20 protein-coding genes are annotated in these 17,796 nt (G+C 66.6%); 10 read left to right on the top strand and 10 right to left on the bottom strand.

The genetic code is table 11. The features are described 5' to 3' along the window. Positions 1-11: 11 nt before the first annotated feature. Positions 12-731: a metal-dependent hydrolase gene (locus NMP98_RS04805; RefSeq protein WP_254860416.1), complete on the bottom strand. Its 720-nt coding sequence runs from the start codon at positions 729-731 to the stop codon at positions 12-14. 102 nt (positions 732-833) lie between these two features. Between NMP98_RS04805 and NMP98_RS04800 the strand changes: the two genes are divergently transcribed. Continuing rightward, a complete protein-coding gene (locus tag NMP98_RS04800) occupies positions 834-1,259 on the top strand; it encodes a GNAT family N-acetyltransferase (RefSeq protein ID WP_254860415.1) in 426 nt (141 codons plus the stop codon). 97 nt (positions 1,260-1,356) lie between these two features. Here the strand turns inward: NMP98_RS04800 and NMP98_RS04795 are convergent, their stop codons facing one another. After that, a complete protein-coding gene (locus NMP98_RS04795) occupies positions 1,357-2,319 on the bottom strand; it encodes a TIGR03557 family F420-dependent LLM class oxidoreductase (RefSeq protein WP_254860414.1) in 963 nt (320 codons plus the stop codon). Positions 2,320-2,406: 87 nt separating this feature from the next. Between NMP98_RS04795 and NMP98_RS04790 the strand changes: the two genes are divergently transcribed. Beyond that, entirely contained in the window at positions 2,407-3,177 is a 771-nt protein-coding gene (locus tag NMP98_RS04790; protein WP_254860413.1) for a fumarylacetoacetate hydrolase family protein, read from the top strand. Here the strand turns inward: NMP98_RS04790 and NMP98_RS04785 are convergent. After that, positions 3,174-3,641 carry a transporter gene (locus NMP98_RS04785; RefSeq protein WP_254860412.1) on the bottom strand — a complete coding sequence of 156 codons (468 nt, stop codon included), beginning with the start codon at positions 3,639-3,641 and terminating at the stop codon, positions 3,174-3,176. The genes NMP98_RS04790 and NMP98_RS04785 overlap by 4 nt on opposite strands. Positions 3,642-3,720: 79 nt before the next feature. On the opposite strand from NMP98_RS04785, the gene yqeC reads away from it, so the two are divergent. Next, positions 3,721-4,452, top strand: a complete 732-nt coding sequence (gene yqeC, locus NMP98_RS04780; protein ID WP_254860411.1) for a selenium cofactor biosynthesis protein YqeC — start codon at positions 3,721-3,723, stop codon at positions 4,450-4,452. Position 4,453: 1 nt separating this feature from the next. On the opposite strand, the gene NMP98_RS04775 is transcribed toward yqeC, so the two are convergent. The 5 genes from NMP98_RS04775 to NMP98_RS04755 are packed head-to-tail and all read right to left on the bottom strand — an operon-like array spanning position 4,454 to position 11,108. Continuing rightward, positions 4,454-5,083: an SIMPL domain-containing protein gene (locus NMP98_RS04775; RefSeq protein WP_254860410.1), complete on the bottom strand. Its 630-nt coding sequence runs from the start codon at positions 5,081-5,083 to the stop codon at positions 4,454-4,456. A gap of 42 nt (positions 5,084-5,125) precedes the next feature. Then, positions 5,126-5,836 carry an SDR family NAD(P)-dependent oxidoreductase gene (locus NMP98_RS04770; protein WP_254860409.1) on the bottom strand — a complete coding sequence of 237 codons (711 nt, stop codon included), beginning with the start codon at positions 5,834-5,836 and terminating at the stop codon, positions 5,126-5,128. Between the two features lie 37 nt (positions 5,837-5,873). Then, positions 5,874-6,488, bottom strand: a complete 615-nt coding sequence (gene mobA, locus NMP98_RS04765) for a molybdenum cofactor guanylyltransferase (protein WP_254860408.1) — start codon at positions 6,486-6,488, stop codon at positions 5,874-5,876. Then, positions 6,481-9,639 carry a formate dehydrogenase subunit alpha gene (gene fdhF / locus NMP98_RS04760; RefSeq protein ID WP_254860407.1) on the bottom strand — a complete coding sequence of 1,053 codons (3,159 nt, stop codon included), beginning with the start codon at positions 9,637-9,639 and terminating at the stop codon, positions 6,481-6,483. Before fdhF ends, mobA begins: the two co-directional genes overlap by 8 nt. Further along, positions 9,636-11,108 (bottom strand): NADH-ubiquinone oxidoreductase-F iron-sulfur binding region domain-containing protein, encoded by a 1,473-nt coding sequence (locus NMP98_RS04755; RefSeq protein WP_254860406.1) that lies wholly within the window; start codon positions 11,106-11,108, stop codon positions 9,636-9,638. The genes fdhF and NMP98_RS04755 overlap by 4 nt, the downstream gene beginning before the upstream one ends. A gap of 99 nt (positions 11,109-11,207) precedes the next feature. Between NMP98_RS04755 and hisC the strand changes: the two genes are divergently transcribed. The 4 genes from hisC to NMP98_RS04735 are packed head-to-tail and all read left to right on the top strand — an operon-like array spanning position 11,208 to position 13,976. Beyond that, positions 11,208-12,275: a histidinol-phosphate transaminase gene (gene hisC, locus NMP98_RS04750; protein WP_254860405.1), complete on the top strand. Its 1,068-nt coding sequence runs from the start codon at positions 11,208-11,210 to the stop codon at positions 12,273-12,275. Beyond that, positions 12,272-12,778 (top strand): adenylate kinase family protein, encoded by a 507-nt coding sequence (locus NMP98_RS04745; RefSeq protein WP_254860404.1) that lies wholly within the window; start codon positions 12,272-12,274, stop codon positions 12,776-12,778. The genes hisC and NMP98_RS04745 overlap by 4 nt, the downstream gene beginning before the upstream one ends. After that, positions 12,775-13,404 carry a CDP-alcohol phosphatidyltransferase family protein gene (locus NMP98_RS04740; RefSeq protein WP_254860403.1) on the top strand — a complete coding sequence of 210 codons (630 nt, stop codon included), beginning with the start codon at positions 12,775-12,777 and terminating at the stop codon, positions 13,402-13,404. Before NMP98_RS04745 ends, NMP98_RS04740 begins: the two co-directional genes overlap by 4 nt. Positions 13,405-13,442: 38 nt before the next feature. Then, positions 13,443-13,976, top strand: a complete 534-nt coding sequence (locus tag NMP98_RS04735) for a multiprotein bridging factor aMBF1 (RefSeq protein ID WP_254860402.1) — start codon at positions 13,443-13,445, stop codon at positions 13,974-13,976. On the opposite strand, the gene NMP98_RS04730 is transcribed toward NMP98_RS04735, so the two are convergent. Next, on the bottom strand, positions 13,960-14,766 hold the full coding sequence (locus NMP98_RS04730; RefSeq protein ID WP_254860401.1) for an alpha/beta fold hydrolase: 807 nt from the start codon (positions 14,764-14,766) through the stop codon (positions 13,960-13,962). The two genes, NMP98_RS04735 and NMP98_RS04730, sit on opposite strands and share 17 nt — an antisense overlap. A gap of 1 nt (position 14,767) precedes the next feature. After that, positions 14,768-14,956 carry a hypothetical protein gene (locus NMP98_RS04725; protein ID WP_254860400.1) on the bottom strand — a complete coding sequence of 63 codons (189 nt, stop codon included), beginning with the start codon at positions 14,954-14,956 and terminating at the stop codon, positions 14,768-14,770. A gap of 171 nt (positions 14,957-15,127) precedes the next feature. On the opposite strand from NMP98_RS04725, the gene NMP98_RS04720 reads away from it, so the two are divergent. From NMP98_RS04720 to NMP98_RS04710, 3 genes are read left to right on the top strand one after another with little or no spacing between them, the layout of a single operon-like run. Beyond that, the gene (locus tag NMP98_RS04720) at positions 15,128-15,943 is read left to right on the top strand and encodes a spondin domain-containing protein (RefSeq protein WP_254860399.1); all 816 of its coding nucleotides are present in this window, start codon (positions 15,128-15,130) and stop codon (positions 15,941-15,943) included. A gap of 24 nt (positions 15,944-15,967) precedes the next feature. Continuing rightward, entirely contained in the window at positions 15,968-17,470 is a 1,503-nt protein-coding gene (locus NMP98_RS04715; RefSeq protein WP_254860398.1) for a molybdopterin-dependent oxidoreductase, read from the top strand. A 46-nt stretch (positions 17,471-17,516) separates the two neighbouring features. Next, positions 17,517-17,795, top strand: a complete 279-nt coding sequence (locus NMP98_RS04710) for a winged helix-turn-helix domain-containing protein (RefSeq protein WP_254860397.1) — start codon at positions 17,517-17,519, stop codon at positions 17,793-17,795. Position 17,796 lies beyond the last annotated feature (1 nt).

The raw sequence follows: 17,796 nt of genomic DNA, 5'->3' as shown, positions 1-17,796 counted from the left end.
CGCTCGACCGCCTACAGCGTGTAGGACTCGTCGCCGTCGAGGATGACTGCCTCGGCGCCGGCACCCGTGGCCTTCAGTTCACGCTCGAAGTCCTCCGTATCGATTTCTATCGGCGGGAACGTGTCGTAGTGCATCGGGCAGGCGTAGTCGACATCGAGCCAGTCGGCCGCGATGGCGGCTTGGGCCGGCCCCATCGTGAAGTGGTCACCGGCGGGAAGTGCCGCGAAGTCGGGTTCGAGGAACGGGGCGATGACCTCGCGCATCTCGACCATGAGACTGGTGTCGCCGGCGTGATAGAACGTGGTGGTGTCGGGGTCGGACTCCTGTGTCGGCTTCTTGTCGCTGATGACGAAACCGGCCGGCATCCCCGCCGAGGCACCGTAGTCGGTTTCGATGCCGTTGGTGTGGTCGGCCCGAACCATCGTCACCCACGCATCGCCGCACTCGACGGTTCCTCCGAGGTTCATCCCCATCCCCCCGACGGCGTCCTCGTAGCCGAAGTTGTCCTCGGCATAACTGACGAGTTCGGGCACGGCGACCAGCGTCGCTCCCGAGAAGCGGTCGGCGTCGCCGATGTGGTCGGCGTGGCCGTGGGTCAACAGGACGTAATCGGCGTCTACCTCCTCGGGGTCGGTGTCCGTCTTCGGGTTCTCGAAGAACGGGTCGATGAGCAGGTCGGTTCCGTCGACCGCAACATGCCACGTCGAGTGGCCGTACCAGGTGAGTTCCATTGCGCCTCGGAGTACTCCCGTCAGCGTATTAAGCATGGGTGTCCACCGCGGTCGCAGACGGCGACCGGAAACGTCAGGCCGCTCGGCACACACGCCTCGCGTATGGACGTTCGCCGGGTCGAAACCGACAGTGAACTGGACGACGCCCTCGCTGTCCGTCGCGAAGTGTTCATCGACGAACAGGGCGTCCCCGAACACAGGGAACTCGACGGCAAAGACGACGAGGCGATACACTTCCTCGCGACCGACGAGGGAACGGCGGTCGGGGCGGCACGGATGCGTGCCTACGACGAGACGACGGCGAAGGCCGAACGGGTCGCCGTCGTCGAATCACACCGCGGAACCGGCCTCGGCCGGGCGCTGATGGAAACACTCGAAGCGGAGGCGGCCGACCGTGGCTACGAGGAGGTCGTCCTCCATGCCCAAGTCCCGGTCGTCGAGTTCTACGAGCGACTCGGCTACGAGGTGACAAGCGAGGAGTTCGAAGACGCGGGTATCCCGCACCGCGAGATGCGGAAGCCGCTGTAATTTAACGCCAGACACAGCAACTCGGCGAACGCTCCTACACAGCGGGGCTTGCAGTTGCCGACGAGAAAAACGTGATGTCGGAGTCGGAGACGGACGGTCACAGGTACTCGCCGAGTGCCTCGATGAACGCCTCTTGGTCCGGCGACGACGAGAGGAACTCGATTTCGTCGAAGCCGGCCGCTTCGTGCCGTTCGATTTCCGCGAGTACCTCCTCGATATCTGTCGTAATCAGTCCCCACTCGTCGAGTTCCGAGAGGGGTACCTCACGGCCCTGTCGTTCGATTTCCCTGGGGTCCGCGACGCCGTCGTCGAAGTCGACGGCGACCGTTCCGCGCCAAAAGCCGGCGGCCTCACGGCAGGCTTCGGGGTCGTCGCCGTATGCGACCGTGAACTGCCGAATCCGGTCGATGTCATCGGGGTCCCGACCGGCCTCGGCCGCGCCGCGTTCCAACGCCGGCAGGAGTTCGGACTCGTACGTCTCGGGGTCGACCAAGGTGAGGAACCCGTCGGCGTAGCGCCCGGCGACTTCGGCGGTTTGTGGCCCGTTCCCAGCGACGTACAGCGGAACGCGCTCATCGGGCAGGGTGTACAGTCGCGCGGAATCGAGCGTCCAATGATGGCCGTCGTAGTCGTGGAAGCCACCGTCCCACAGCCGGTCGATTATTTCGCAGGCGTCGACGAGTCGCGCCTTGCGCTCGGGGTAGTCGGGCCACTCGTAGCCGAGCGGTTTCTCGTTCATCGCCTCGCCCGTCGCCAGCGTCAGCCGGATTCGGCCGGGGTACATCGCGCCGAGGGTGGCGAACGTCTGGGCGATTAGACCGGGATGATACCGCCCGATTGGCGGCGTGACGCCGGTGCTGAAGGCCACTTCGTCGGTGCGCTCCAGTGCCGCCCCGAGCCACGGCCATGCCGCCCCGCAGTGGGCGTCCGTGTGCCACCACGGGTGAAAGTGGTCGCTCGTCCAGACGCTGTCGAAGCCGACTGCTTCGGCGGCGCTGGCGTGCGCTAACAGCGTTGTCGGTGCGTGCTGTTCGTGGGCCGCGAACAGGCCGACTCGCATGGTTGGCGTTCGTTGCCGCCCCGCAAAAGCATGGGGCCGAGCTCGAACCGCGAACGCTTAAGCCACGGCCGGCCGTCGGACGCCCACATGAGATACGTCCGATTCCGCGACTCCGAAGGGACGGTGCGCCGCGGCGAATGGACCGACGACGAGGGCGGTGAAATCGATGCCTACCCCGTCGACGAGGGGCGAATCGACCTCGGCGAGGAGACGGTCACCGCCGACGAGGTCGAGATACTGCCGCCGTGTGACCCCTCGAAAATCGTCTGCGTCGGCCTCAACTACGCCGACCACGCGGCCGAACAGGGCAAGGAGGTCCCTGACCGTCCGCTTCTGTTCCTCAAACCGCCGAACGCGGTCGCCAGCCACGGCCAGACCGTCGAGTTGCTGCCCGACAAGCAGCGACTCGACTACGAGGCGGAGTTGGGCGTCGTCATCGGCGATCGCTGTCGGAACGTCGACGCCGACGACGCCGAGTCGGTCATCGCGGGGTACACCTGCGTGAACGACCTCTCGAATCGCGACGACCAGTCCGTCGAGACCAACTGGGTCCGAGGGAAGGCCTTCGACGACGCTGCACCAATCGGTCCGGTGGTGGCCTCGCCCGACGAGGTGCCGGAGGACGCCGCCGTCCAGTGTCGGGTCAACGGCGAACTCCGACAGGACTCCTCCCGAGAGCAGTTCATCTTCTCGGTGCCGGAACTCATCGAGGAGATTACGACGTATATAACGCTCGAAGCGGGCGACGTGATTTCGACGGGGACACCCGAGGGCGTCGGCCCGTTGGAGGACGGCGACACGGTCGAGGTGACCGTCGAGGGCGTCGGAACGCTGGAAAACGAGGTTCGGATTCCCTAGAAGGGGAGGCCGTATCGGCTGGCCACACCCAAGAGACCGGCGACGACGAGCAGACCGGCGGCGAGGACGGCGGCGGCGAGGTAGAACGGGCGGGCGTCGCGGGCCGGTTCGCGGATTTTCCCCGACTCGATACCGCGCTGTGCGCGAGCGCTGCCGATTTCGACGACCGCAGCGAGCGCCAGCCACAGCGCCAGCATCGTGAGGACGAGGTGGCCGCTCCCGCTTCCGGTCAGCGATTCGACGGAGTACAGCGTTCCCGCGAGGTGGCCGCCCGTGAGGAACGTCACGAGGACACTGAGTCGCGTCACCCACTGGAGTTTCGAGACGATACTGCCGAAGTTCTCGGGGGAGATATCCCCGTTCATCGCGAGCGGATGGACGGCGGCGACGACGAACAGGACTGACCCAGCCCACAGCGACGCGAAGGCCGTGTGGAGGGTGTACATAATCGTATCCAAGACCATACGCCAAGGCGGACCGCCGACCACAAATAAACACCCGAAGCGGCAGAGCCGTTTTGTGCCAGGATGCCGTCGGTCCGGTATGGACCTCATCGAGGCGTTCGACCCGGAGGGTGCGGTTGCCGTCGTCGGTGCCGGCGGCAAGAAGTCGACGCTGTATGCGCTTTCGGCCGCTCTCGACCAGGCCGTCGTCACCGCGACGGTTCGCATCCCGCCGTTCGAGGGCCACGTGGGTCGTCTCGTCGTCACCGACGACCCGGTCGGGGCCATCGAGGCTGCCGACCCCGGCGACTGGCCGCTCGGCGTCGTCCCGGGACGCGACGGCGACCGAGAGCGGTATCTCGGCTATGAGACGGAGACGGTCGAGAAACTGGCCGAGGCGACGGACGTGCCGATACTCATCAAGGCGGACGGAGCGCGACGCCGGTGGTTCAAAGCGCCGGCCGACGACGAACCCCAGATACCGGCCACCGCCGACGTGGTCGTCCCCGTCGCGAGCGTCCGCGCGGTCGGCGAACCGCTGACCGACGAGCGCGTCCACCGCCCCGAACGCGTCGCCGAACTGACCGGCCTCGATACCGGCGATGAGATACATCCGAACGACATCGTGACCGTCCTGACGCACGACGACGGCGGGCTAAAGGGAGTCCCGGATGGTGCCCGCGTCGTCCCGCTTTTGAACATGGTCGACGACGAGTCGCTGGAGACGACTGCCCGAGAAATCGCTGCCGACGTGCTCGAACACCATCGGGTCGACCGGGTCGTTCTTGGCCGGATGGACCTCCGACGGGTCGTCGATGTGGTAACGGCCTGAATCAGTCGCCGTCTTGGAGTTCGAAGGTAGCCTCGACCGACGCCTCGATTTCGACAGGGTTGGGGTGGAACCCCGACTCGGAGGAGCCAAGCGCGTCGTCGACGATGCTCTCCATCCCACTGGGCATGTTGTCCGTCGTCACTTCCAAAACCTCGCCGACAGTGAGGCCTTCAGCGGCCGCGATAGCTTCCGCCTTGCGGCGAGCGACTGTCATCGCGTCGTCGAGGGCCTCCTCGCCGAGACGCATCCGCGCTTCGTCGCCGACGTCGAAACTAATCCGTTCGATACCCGACCCATCGCCAGCATCGAGGACTGCGCCCACGATATCGTCGGCCTGTTCTGGGACACAGTCGACGACCATCGAAAACTCCGCTCGGTACTCGGGGTCGTCGGTGTGTATCTCGAAGCCGTTGTCTCTGTCCTCGAGTTGGGCGTCGGTCCGACGGATGCAGTCCTCCGGAACGTCGGCCGCAGAGAGTGCAGTTCGGAGCGACGCTTCGGTATTGCGGGCCCGTTCGTGGGCGATTTCGGCGACATCGTCTCGACCCGCCACCCACAGCCGGACTTCCGCGATGTCCGGTTGTGCTGCTGTGCTCCCCGTCCCGCTCGTGGTGACCGTCCGTTCGGTCATACGTGTTCGTGACGGCGGAGCCGCATAGTTCCTCGGACGGGGTTACAGGAACTCGACGGTGCCGTTGCCGTTGGTGAGATGAACCTCGAAGTCCATCGTGTCGGTCGACTGCTCGACCAGCGTCCAGTATCGCTCGGCGATTGCGTCGGGGTCCAGATACGACTCGGCGTCGTCCTCGACACCCTCCGGCGGTCGGATGACGCCGTCGAGAACGACGTGGGCGACGTGGACGCCTTCGGAGCCGAGTTCCTGTGCCATCGACTGTGCGAGGCCGCGACAGGCGAACTTCGCGGCGCTGAAGCCGACCGACCCCGCACGCCCGCGGACCGAGGTCGTCGCGCCCGTGAAGATGACCGTTCCGCCGTCGCCGTCCAGCATGTCGGAGACGGCTTCCTGCGAACAGCGGAACGCCGCCTCCGGACCGACGGCCATCGCTCGCCGGAAATCATCCGTCGATTGCTCCAAGAGGCCGTCCCACGAGGCGGCCGAGGCGTGATTGACGAGCACGTCAACGTCGCCGAATGCCTCGCGCGTCTCTGCGAAGGCAGCCTCGATATCTGTGGGTTCGGCGAGGTCCGTCGGCACGGCGAGCGCCTTGCCGGCTGTCTGCTCGTCGAGTCTGGTAGCGAGGCCGTCGAGGTACGCCTCCGAGCGCGCCAGCAGGGCCACCGAACAGCCTTCCTCCGCGAATCGTTCGGCGATAGAGGCACCCAGTCCGGGTCCAACACCGGCGATAACTGCGGTTCGTGACATATCCGACAGATGGCCTCCGGTGACAAGAGAGTGGCCCCTACTCGTGGAGTCGCTCGGCGGCCCACTGCAAATCGTCGGGCGTGTCGACGCTCTCGAAACTGTCGAGACTGCCGTTGGCGGTGAGGTCGCTTCGCTCGACGACGACGTGGTCCAGCGAAAACAGCGGTTCGATGATTCGGGTGTCCTCCTCTTCGAGGGCGGCCCCACAGGCGTCGGCCATCGGTTCGGGCCGGTAGACGGCGTGCAGCGGCTCGAACCAGTCGCCGGGCCGCGGGACGGCGGCGTCGTGGCCCGCTGCACGCTCGAAGAGATACTCGAAGAGGCCGGAATCGAGCAGCGGCATGTCGGCGGCGGCGACGGCCGCGTAGGGCGTCTCGACGGCTCTCAGCCCCGTTTCGATGCCGCCGACCGGCCCCCTGTCGGGTTCCCCGTCGATGGCGAACGTCGGGTCCAGTCCCGACAGCGCCTCGGCGATTGCCGCCCGCTGGTCGGCCCGGCAGTTGACGACGAGGTGGTCGGTCGCTTCGAGGAGTCCCTCGGCGGCGTGACGAATCAACGGCTTTCCGGCGAGGTCGGCGACCGTCTTGTCGCGGGCCCCGAACCGCACTGAGCGACCGCCGGCGACGACGACGCCGGTACGCTCGTCAGTCATCGGTGGAGGCCGTCGCGCTCTCGCCGTCGCTCCCGAGCGGCGTCACGCGGACGCTCCCGACCTTGTACTCGGGGATGCCGCTCGTGGGGTCGTAGCGCTCGCCGGTGAGGACGTTCGCCGCGCCGTCGGCGAAGTGCATCGGGACGAAGACGACGCCGTCGCCGGGTCGGTCCGTTACCCACGCCCGGACCTCGATGTCACCGCGTTCGGACTCGACGCGGACTGTCTCGCCGTCGGTGACGCCGAGTCGACGCGCCGTCTCGGGGTTGATTTCGACGAAACTCTCGCCGACGTGGTCGGTCAGCGCGTCGACACGGCGGGTGAGCGTCCCCGTATGGAAGTGATACAGCACGCGCCCCGTCGTCAGCGTCAGGGGGAACTCCTCGCTGGGGAGTTCGCCGGGTTCGCCCATGTCGGCGGGGACGAATCGTGCCGTCCCGTCTTCGAAGTTGAACCCGTCGGCGTAGAGGAACTTCGTTCCGGGGTCCTCGCTGTCTCTACACGGCCACTGGAGGCCGCCCTCGTCTTCGAGTCGGTCGTGACTGATGCCGCCGTAAATGGGTGCGACGCGGGCGATTTCGTCCATGATTTCGGTGGGGTCGTCGTAGTTCCAGTTCGCGCCCATCCGGTTGGCCAGCGACTGGACGATACGCCAGTCGGGGCGGGCCTCACCGGGCGGGTCGACGGCGGGATTGACCTTCTGAACCCGGCGCTCGGTGTTGGTGAACGTCCCCGACTTCTCGGCGAAGGAGGCGGCCGGCAACACCACGTCGGCGTGGTCGGTGGTTTCGGTCTCGAAGATGTCGACCACGGCGAGGAACTCCAGTTCCTCCAAGGCGCTCTCGGCGTGTCGGATGTCGGGTTCCGACAGCGCCGGGTTCTCGCCCATCACGAACAGGCCACGTACGTCACCGTCGTGGATGGCCTCGAAGGTCTCGGTGACCTTCAGCCCGATTTCTTCGGGCGGGCGGACGCCCCACTCGGCCTCGTAGCGGTCGACCGTCTCGGGGTCAGTCACGTCGCCGTAGCCCGGCAGTTTGTTCGGCAGCGTCCCCATGTCGCCGCCTCCGCCCTGGACGTTGTTGTGGCCGCGGAACGGCGAGAGGCCGGCGTTGGGTTTGCCGACGTTGCCGGTCAACAGCGCGAAGTTCGCCATCGCGAGCACGTTGTTCGTCCCGTGGCTGTGTTGAGTGAGTCCCATCGCCCACCCGAAGACGACGGATTCGGCCTCGGCGATGGTTTCGGCGGCCCGCTTCAGTTCGTCGGGAGCGATGCCCGCCAGCCGCTGGACTTCCTCGGGTGTGAAGGGATCGACCTTCTCCCGGAGCGCCTCGAAGTCGTGGACGTTCTCCGCGACGAACTCGGCGTCGTAGAGGTCCTCTTCGATGATGTAGCGGGCCATTCCGTTGAGCCACGCCACGTCGTAGCCGGGGGTCGAGCGGAGGTACTGGTCTGCGTGTTCGGCGATGTCGACTTTCCGGGGGTCGACGACGACGAGGTCGGCGCCGTCCCGGACGTTCCGCTTGATTTTCGTCGCCAGTACGGGGTGGGATTCGGTCGTGTTCGTCCCCGAAAGTAGGTAGGCGTCGGCGTTGGCCACGTCCTCGATGCTGTTGGACATCGCGCCGTAGCCGACCGTCTGGAGCAGCGCCGCGACAGTCGAAGAGTGACACAGTCGCGCGCAGTTGTCGACGTTCGGCGTCTCCAGTACCGTCCGGGCGAACTTCTGGAGGAGGTAGTCGTCCTCGTTGGTGCACTTCGAGGAGGCAAACGCCGCGACGGAGTCGGGGCCGCCCGTCTCACGGATGTCGCCCAGTTCCGATGCCACGCGGTCGAGGGCCTCTTCCCACGACGCCTCCCGAAGTTCGCCGTCTTCCCGAATCAGCGGCGTCGTCAGGCGGTCATCCCGTTCGACGAAGCCGTAGCCGAACTTCCCCTTGACACAGGTCGAGAAGTCGTTTGCGGGAGCGGCCTCGGAGTCTGTCGCCCGGACCCCGAGTATCGAGTCGTCCTTCGAGTACACGTCGAACCGACAGCCGACGGCACAGTAACCGCAGGTCGTCTCCGTTTCGTCGACGCGTTTCAGTCGGGCGTCGCCGACGCGCTTTGCGATACCGAAGAGCAGTCCCTCCGAGAGGACCGTCGCCGCCATATCCTCGGCGAGGTGTTCGCCGAACTTCATCACGCGAGCGCGAAGGTCCTTTGTGCTGTCGGTCGCCTGCCGCTTTGCACGCTGCATGAAGCCGTCGACGCCCGGTTCGGCTTCCGTTCCGCGAGTCGGGGCATCCTCCTCGTCCCGCTCCAGCACCTCGCCAACGGAGTTCCGCTGGGAGAATCCCGGCAGCGGGAGCGTCGTCGCGTCGACCAGTCCCTCCTCGACGAGGCTGCCGGTCGGACACACCGTCGCGCAGTGGCCACAGGAGACACACGTCGAGTCGGCCATCGTCTCGGCGCCGGTCTGGAAGCCGATTCGGGTGTCCTCGCCGGTGCCCTCCACGCGGAGGACGCCCTCGACCTGCACGTCGTTGCAGGCCTCGACACAGCGGTTACAGAGGATGCACTTGTTGCGGTCGATGTTGATGGGTGAGGAGGCGTCCAGCGGTTCGTACTCGCCGCGTTCGTCGAAGACGCCGTAGCGGGGGTGGGAGACGCCCGCCTCGATTGAGGCGTCCTGCAGTTCACAGCGGCCGTTCTTCCCGCAGGTCGTACATCTAAGGTTGTGATTCGACAGCACCAAATCGAGATTGACGCTTCGTGCCTCCTCGGCGTCCGGAGCCGTGGTCTCGACCGAGAGACCGTCCTCTGCGGGCGTCGAGCAGGCGGCGACGAGGTCGCCGTCGGACTCGACGACGCAGGTACGACACGTCGAGCGCGGGCCGATTTCCTCGCCTGCGTCGGTGTCGCGGTCGTAGTGACACAGCGCCGGGACCTCCTCGCCGGCCGCTTCGACGGCGTCCAGAAGCGTCGATTCGGGCGGGACGACCACCGTCTCGCCGTCGACGGTGAGCGTCGCGGCGCTGTCGGTTTCGAACCCCTGCCTCGGCGGGTCGTTTGCGGTTCCGGTCCGGAAGTCCTCGGTCAGCGGCGTCGACGGTCGGGGGTCCTCGATGTCCGGTATCCCTGGCGTCGGTCCGGGTTCGTCGGCGCTCATTGCATCCCCCCGCAGGCGCCGGCCGGACACCTGCCGTCGGCGTGGGCGCGGAACTCGCCCTCGAAGTCCTCTAGTGCGGTCCGGACGGGGCGAGCGGCGGTCTCGCCGAACTCACAGAGGCTCGTCGTCGCCATCACGCGACTCAACTCCCGAATCGCCGCGGCGTCGAACTCGCCGTCGTACACCGCCCGAAGCGCCTCGTGGAGTTGTTTCGACCCCTCCCGGCAGGGGACACACCGGCCGCAGTTCTCCTCGCGGGCGAAGGCCGCCCGTTCGCCGACGCTGGCGACGATACAGCGGTCGGGACCGAGCACCTCGACGACGCCCTCGGTCCCAAGCCCAGCGGCCCTCAACGCGGGGGCAGCCACGGGAACGTCCAGCGAACGGGTCACGCCGCCGAAGCGGCCGCCGACGGTGAAGCGAGCGTCAGCCGGCGAATCGACCGCCGAAAGCGCCCTCGACAGCGGCACGTCGGTCTGTAACTCGACGGTCGCCGAGGTGGCTACGTCCCCTCCGACGGAGACGAGACGCGTCCCGGGGTCGGCGGCGTCGGCGTCGAACGCCTCGGGATTTCGCCACAACTCGGCGGCCTGCAACAGCGTTCGCGGGGTGTGGACGGCGGTCGGCCGACCGTACAGCCCCCACTCCTCGGGGCCGGGTGGGCGGCGTCGCGCCTCGATTCGGTCGTTGCCCTCCAGTCGCTCCAGCGCCATCGTCGGTTCGCCGAGTCGGAAGTCGTCTTCTGTGGCGACGACGTGCCACTCGCCGGCGTCTTCGAGGCGCTCGGAAACGAGGGGGTCTTCGGCAGGAGCCAACACGATAACGTCTTCTGCGCCGACGACGGCGGCGACGGCCCGTGCCGCATCGTGGAGTCGGCCTGCGGCGGCCGCAGCCAGCAGTCGGTCTCCGCGGGCCTCAGGGTCGGCGTCGGCAGTGTTGACGACCACAACGGGGTCGTCGCCGCTTTCGCGTATCCGTCGCCACGATTCGGCGAGCGGTTCGTCCGCGGCCGCGTCGGCACGCCCCCGTCCCAGCAGGCCGATTCCTTCGACCGCCTCAAATGCACTCTCGAGGTCGGCACGAACCTCGGGAGCGACAGGGTCGGAGACCGTCGTGGGGGTGTGCCAGCCACAGCCGGCGACGACGCGACGCGTGCCGACCGACAGCGCGCCCTCGGTCGGACGCGGTGGGTCGTCGCCGTCGGTGACCGCCTCGGCTTCCGCCGTCGGGAGCGACCCCTCCTCGCAGGCGTCGAGCAGTCGTTCGAGCGTCGAGTCGGTGACGGCGGCGTACAGCGCCGTTCGACCGTCGACTGTGGCGTAAGCGTAAGGCCCGTTCGGCGCGCCCGTCGGTCCGGTTTCGATGACCGTGGTTCGCTCGGCGCGGTCGCAAACGGCGTCCAGACCGTCCCGGTCTGTGGCCTCGGAGACCGTCACGCGGAGCGTCGGTCCATCGGCTGAATCCGTCATCCCGTAGACGGTGGGACGACGCCGTGAAAAGCGTTGTCGCACCCCCTCGGCCGGACCGGATGGACGCCTACTTATGGCCCGCCGCACAGAGTGTCGGGTATGGAACCACGGGACCTGTCGGCGCACGTCGCCTACGAGGCCGGCCGCGGCGTCGAGGAAGTCGCCCGCGAGTTGGGTCTCGACCCCGACTCTCTCGTGAAACTCTCCTCCAACGAGAACGCCTACGGACCCGCGCCGAAAGCGGCCGAGGCGATTCGGGAGTACGCCCCGAACGTCCACACGTACCCGAAGTCGTCGGCGGCGGACCTCCGGGAGGCGCTCGCCGAACGGTGGGCCGTCACGCCCTCACAGGTGTGGCTCGCGAACGGGGGCGACGGAGCGCTGGACTACCTCGCCCGCGCCATGCTCGACCCCGGCGAGGGCGTCCTCGTCTCCAGGCCCGGCTTCGCCTACTACGCGATGAGTGCCCGGTATCACCACGGCACCGTCTCGGAGTATCCGATTCGGAAATCCGACGACTTCGAGCAGACCGCAGCGGGCGTCCTGCAACACTACGACGGCGAGCGCATCGTCTACATCACCAGTCCGCACAACCCCTCCGGTAGCGAGATGTCGCTGTCGGAAGTCGAGAAACTCGCCGACGCGGCCGACGAGGGGACGCTGGTGGTCGTCGACGAGGCTTACGGCGAGTTCTCCGACTCCCCATCGGCGGTCGCCCTCGCCGAGGAACGCGACGACGTGGCCGTCCTCCGGACGTTCTCGAAGGCGTACGGACTGGCTGGCGTCCGCCTCGGCTACGCCGTCGTCCCCGGGGAGTGGGCCGACGCCTACGCCCGGGTGAACACGCCATTTGCGGCGTCGGAAATCGCCTGCCGGGCCGGCCTCGCCGCACTGGACGACCCGGCCCACGTCGAGAAGACCGTCGAGGGAGCACGCTGGGCGCGACAGTACATGTACGACGAACTCGACTGTCACACCTGGGAGAGTTCGGGGAACTTCGTGCTGTGTGAAGTCGGCGACGGAACGGCGGTCGCCGAGGCGGCCCAACGCGAGGGCGTCATCGTCCGCGACACCACCTCTTTCGGACTCCCCGAGTGTGTCCGCGTCACCTGCGGTACCCGCGAGGAAACGAAACGCGCCGTAGAGGTGTTGAACGAGTTACTATGAGGGTCGCTGTCACCGGGACCCCTGGAACGGGCAAGACGACCGCGACCGACCTCCTCGACGCTGACCTCGATGTGGTTCACCTCAACGACCTGATTCGCGAGGAGGGGCTGGCGACCGGCGAGGACCCCGAACGCGGCAGTCTCGTCGCCGACATCGACGCGCTTCGCGAGCGACTCGCCGACCGCGAGGACGTACTCGTCGAATCCCACCTCGCACACCACCTCGACGCCGACCGGGTCGTCGTGTTGCGCTGTCATCCCGAGGTGTTACACGAACGGCTCTCCGAGCGGGGCGAATCCGCAGAGAAAGCTCGCGAGAACGCCGACGCCGAGGCACTCGACGTAATCCTCTCCGAAGCAGTCGATGCTCACGGCCTCGATTCGGTGTACGAAATCGACACGACGGACCGAACGCCCGAAGAAGTCGCCGCCGACATCGAAGCCGTCGTCGCCGGCGAGCGAGCGCCGTCGGCAGGAGATGTGGAGTTCATCGATTACCTATGACACTCGATAAGTTCCGGCCGCTGGCCGACCGTATGCTCGACCCATTCGTGACTGCCGCCGACCGCGTCGGCCTGTCGCCGGACGGCGTCAGCGTTATCGCATTCGGGTTCGCCGTCTTCGCCGGCACCGCCTACGCATTGGCGGGAGCGGCGGCGGGTATCTGGCGCCCCGACCCGCTTCTGTATCTCCTCGGTGCGGCCTTCGTGTTCGTCAACGGCTGGTTAGACCTCTTAGACGGTGCTCTCGCCCGCCGGCAAGGGACCGACTCGAAAGCCGGCGACCTCCTGGACCACGTGCTTGACCGGTACGCCGACATCGTCATCATCGCCGGACTGGCCGCCGGAACTGAAGAGTACTTACTCGGCTTCCTCGCGGTCACCGGCGTGTTGATGACCTCGTATCTCGGGACGCAGGCCCAAGCCGTCGGCTTGGACCGAGTGTACGGTGGTCTGGTCGGCCGTGCGGACCGACTGGCCATCATCGGCGCCGTCACCGCCGTCGCCGCCTTCTACACTGCCGAACCGTATGGGTTGACGCTGGTCGGGTGGCTGCTGGTCTTCTTCGCCGTCGTCGGCCACGTCACCGCACTCCAGCGGTTCTACTACTCGATGGTCGCCCTGGAGTAGGCGGAAAACCCTTTTGCGCCCCGACGGTAAGGACGAGTATGGTACAATGTGAGATGTGCGGCGCCGAGACGGCGTCGCCGAAGACCGTCAAGGTCGAGGGGGCCGAACTCGACGTGTGCGACGACTGCGCGGACTTCGGCACGGAAGTCCAGACACAGGACACGTCCTCGTCGTCGACGAAGTACTCCACGTCGTCTTCATCCTCCTCGTCGTCTTCGTCGTCGTCCAGTTCCACGTCGTCCTCGTCGGGCGGCGGTGGTGGCGGCCGTCGCCGCGACATGTTCGACGAGATGGACGAGGTCGTCACCGACTACGACGACCGAATCCGAGACGCCCGTGAATCCGAGGGCCTCACCCAGGAGGAACTGGCGAATCAGCTCAACGAGAAGGCCAGCCTCATCCGGAAACTGGAGCGCGGTGACGTACTGCCGAGCGACAAGGTTCAACGCAAACTCGAGAAGGCCCTCGACATCACGCTGTCCGAGGGCGGGTCGACCGACGACAGCGAGTGGTCCGGTGGGTCCTCGACGGGTGGGACGACCCTCGGCGACGTCGTCAAGCGGAAGGACTGACGAACGAGACGCAGTCGGCTCGCGCTTCGCACAGCGTTTCGAGGTGGTCCGTCGATAACGCGACGGTTTCTGCGCCAGTTTCGTCGGCGACAGCCTTCGCGACCGACGGCGGCACGTTCTCGTCATTCTCGCCGTACCAGACGGTTACGGGAACCTCCGGGTTCGGAACCGACCACGATTCACTAAGCAGTGCTAACTCCTGTGCAGGCCACTTGCCGCCCTGCTCGGTTGCGGTCAGGGTGTCCTCGGCGAACACTTCGACCGGGTCGACGCCCTCTGGAACCGATAACTCGGAGGGGTCAGCATCGGTGTACAGCGATAGTGCGGCATCCGGGTTCCGGCGAACGATTGGGCGCTGGACCGCAAAGAGCCCCCGGAGCAGTATCGGCGCGTACCGACCGGCCACTGTGAGCGGGTCGGTTGGGCTCACCTCGGGTGGACCGCTGGGGGCGAAGAGTCCCACTGCCGTCGCTCCCGGTGCGTCCCCAGCGGCGAGTGCAAAGGGGCCACCGCCGGAGAAGCCGACGACGCCGAACTCCTCGATGTCGAGTTTCTCCGTGAGGGCGGCAACGTCCTCGCGCCAGGAACCGAAGTCGCGTCCGGGGTCGGGGTCAGAACCACCGATACCGGGGCGGTCAGGGGCGATAACGTGTACTGGGCAGTCATCGAAGACAGCGGCCGAGCGCCGTGACCCGGGCGTGCCGTGACAGAAGACGACTGGCGGCGCGTCCGCATCACCGTACTCCTCGTAGGCGAGCGTGCGGCCGTCGGGGAGGGCAACAGACTTCATTTCAGGCCTCACTTTCGAACAGTACGTCGTCAATCTGTGGGTTTACGACCACTTCGTCGGTGTCGCCGACCGGGTCGTCCAACTCGACGGCCAAAAGCGGTGCCCCCGTCTTCGGGGCATACGAGTACCTGACCACCGTCCCGAGTCGCGGTTCGCCGTCGACCGACACCCACGCGCGGCGTCCGTTCATGTGTTTGCGTAGCGACTCCGCCACCGTGTATCCGTCGCTCTCGATATCTGGACGTCGGTTCCGGATAACGATTTGAGACGAATTCTAGAGGGAGTTCCAACGGATTCACCTCGAACCTGCGACGGACCTTGAAAAATCTCCTTTATCCACTACCCTCTCCGCCCGAGTGTGATGACGGACGACACGACTCGACGGAAGCTACTGCTCGCAGCGGGAACGACTGGTGCCGTCCTCGTCGCCGGCTGTGCCGGCGCTGGCGGGATGGACGACGGCAACGACGGCGGGATGAACAACGAGAGCATGGACGACGGTGGGACCAGCGACGATGGGATGGACGGCGACGCGACGACCACCTTCACCGTCCGAATCGAGAACGTATCGACCGGCCAGACGCTCGAAACCTCCGAGGGGACGGCTGCCGTCCCGCTGTCACCGACAGCCTACGCGGTTCACGAGTCCGAGGGGGCGCTCTTCGAGTCGGGCGCGTCCGCGAGTGCCGGCCTCGAGCAACTCGCGGAGGACGGTTCCCCCGCGGGGTTGGTGAACGAACTGGAGATGAGCGAGGCGACGGTCGGCGCCGCGACGACGCCCGTCGATGGCGAGGGCCCCGCGCCTATCGGTCCCGGCGAGGCCTACGAGTTCACCGTCGAGGCGGCCGACGGGCAACGCCTCTCGCTGGCGACGATGTTCGTCCAATCAAACGACCTGTTCTACGCGCCCGAACCGACTGGCATGCCGCTGTACGAGATGGGAGAACCAATCGAAGGCGACGTGACCGACCGCCTGCTGTTGTGGGATACCGGCACCGAGGAAAACGAGGAACCCGGCGTCGGCGGAAATCAGGCACCGAGACAGATGGAAGCGGGTGCCGGCCCCGAAGAGAACACGACTGTCCGTCGTATCAGTGAGGTCGACGACGGCTACGACTACCCCGAGACGGCCGACGTCGTCCGCGTGACGGTGAGCACCGGTGGCATGGAGAACTAAACCCTTGGCGTACCTACAGAAACCATGAACGCCGCGTCTCTCCGAACGGTCCACCGACGGCTCCCTGACGCCGGGCGGGCTTTGGTCTCGGTACTCGCCGGTGTCGCGGGCGTCGCCGGCTCCTACGCCGTCGCCGGGTTCACGCCCTCCTTCGTCGTCGGTCCTATCGCCGGCACGATGGCACGACGGCTCCCGAGCGAAATCATCACGTTCGGCATCGTCCAGTTCGGTGAGGTCGGCAGCCAACTCAACGTCGTGGCAGCCATCGGCATCGCCGTCGGCGTGTTCGCCCTCGTTGCGCTGGGCTGTTCGGCTCTCGGCCGGCGTCTCGATGCACCGCCGGTCGGCGTCCTTCTCTCGATAGCCTTCGGCGTCGGCATCGCGTTCGGCCTCACGGCCGCGCCGTTGCCGTCGATAGCCGCCGGCGTGTCGGTGGGGGTCGTCCTCGCCGCCAGCGACCTGTTTACCGGAGTTGATTCGGATGTCTCGCCGGCCCGTCGGCGGGTCCTCGGCGGTGTCGCCAGCGCGTTGGCACTGTCGGTCGGCGGCTTCGTTTTCGGTCGGCAAGGGGGACTTCGGGGGACGGAGGAAACGTCCGAACTAGACGTTTCCCAATCGATTACGGCCGAAATCGACTCCCTGCTCGATGACGCCGAGGGGAACTCGCTTGCGGTGTCGGGGCTGGAACCGCTCGTGAGCGAGGAGTTCTACGAGGTCGACATCAATGCGACGGACCCCACAATCGATGCCGAGGGGTGGTCGGTTTCGGTCACCGGTGCCGTCGAAGAGGAGGTGTCCTACACCTACGACGAGATACGAGCGATGGCCGCGGAGAACCGCTTCGTCTCGCTTCGCTGCGTCGGGGAGAGCCTCAACGGGAAGAAACTCGACAACGCGCTGTGGACCGGCGTCCCCATCATGGACCTCGTCGACCCCGCCGTTCCCGCCGAGGAGTGTTGCGTGATGCTGCGGGCGGCCGATGGGTTCTACGAGGAGTTCCCACTGCCGGCGCTGTCGGACGGCTTCCTCGCCTACGGGATGAACGGCGACGTCTTGCCGCGCGGCCACGGCTACCCGGCACGGGCGCTCATCCCCGGCCACTGGGGCGAAATCAACGTCAAGTGGCTCACCGAAATCGAGGTGCTGGAGCAAGAACAGGACGGCTACTGGGAAGAGCGTGGCTGGCACGGTACCGGCCCGGTCAACACCGTCGCGAAACTGCACGTCGTCAACGTCGGCGAAGATACAATCGAGGTCGCGGGCCACGCCTACGCTGGCACGCGAGATATCGAACGCGTGGAGGTGTCGACCGACGGCGGCGGTTCGTGGTCGGAGGCAACCCTCTCGGAGCCGCTTCCCGGCGATGACGTGTGGCGACAGTGGACGTACAGCTACGACCCACCCGACGGCGAACACGAGGTGGTCGTCCGGGCGACCGACGGCGAAGGTACTCTCCAACCCAAAGCGGAGTCCGAGGCCTTCCCGAGCGGCCCCTCTGGATGGGTCTCACGGATAGTACGCCCGTGACCGCCACAGATATACGACTGTTCGATGAACCCGTAGGCGAGTTCGGATGGAGAAGGCTCTCTGGTATCTGTTCGTCGGCACGCGGGGCGGGAAGAACCGCGCCCGCCTCGTCGACGCACTCTCCGAGCGCCCGCGGAACGCGAACCAACTCAGCGAGTCGCTGGACCTCGAATACAACACCATCCGGTATCACCTGGAAAAACTCGTCGACCACGACATCGTCGAAACCGGCGGCGACGACTACGGTGAACTGTACTTCCTCACGGACCGCTTCGAGCGCCACCGCGAGGAGTTCGACCGAATCACGGACCGAATAGAGGACTGAC

The sequence above is a fragment of the Natronomonas gomsonensis genome, from assembly GCF_024300825.1.
In the GTDB taxonomy this organism is placed as follows: domain Archaea; phylum Halobacteriota; class Halobacteria; order Halobacteriales; family Haloarculaceae; genus Natronomonas; species Natronomonas gomsonensis.
The sequence above is the reverse complement of the archived record's forward strand: the minus strand, read 5'-3'. Positions and strand labels throughout refer to the sequence as shown.